The 353-nt window shown below is 71.1% G+C and carries 1 protein-coding gene; it reads left to right on the top strand.

The window, feature by feature from the left end:
• Positions 1-353 (top strand): thiamine pyrophosphate-binding protein (locus J0695_RS38650; RefSeq protein WP_277990097.1); only part of this gene is annotated, 353 nt, incomplete at both ends.

Here is a 353-nt window from a genome sequence, read left to right as displayed (position 1 = left end):
CGGCGGGGAGGCGGTCGTACGGGCACTGGCCGCGCACGGCGTGACCCGGGCGTTCGGAATCCCCGGCACCCACAATCTGGAGATCTACCGGCATCTGGAACCTTACGGAGTACGCCATGTGACGCCACGTCATGAACAGGGTGCGGGCTACGCGGCCGATGCGTACGCCCGCGTCACGGGCCGTCCCGGAGTGGCGGTCACCACGACAGGACCCGCGCTCCTCAACATCGCCGCGGCCGTCGGCCAGGCCTACTCCGACAGCGTTCCGCTCCTGGTCGTCTCCCCCGGGATGCCGTTGCGCCACCCCCGCCTGCCGACCGGGCTGCTGCACCAGTGCTGCTACTACGGCGCGC

This window comes from Streptomyces beijiangensis, from assembly GCF_017315755.1.
Lineage (GTDB): Bacteria > Actinomycetota > Actinomycetes > Streptomycetales > Streptomycetaceae > Streptomyces > Streptomyces beijiangensis.
Note: the sequence above shows the minus strand (reverse complement) of the source record. Positions and strands in the feature narration are given on the sequence as shown.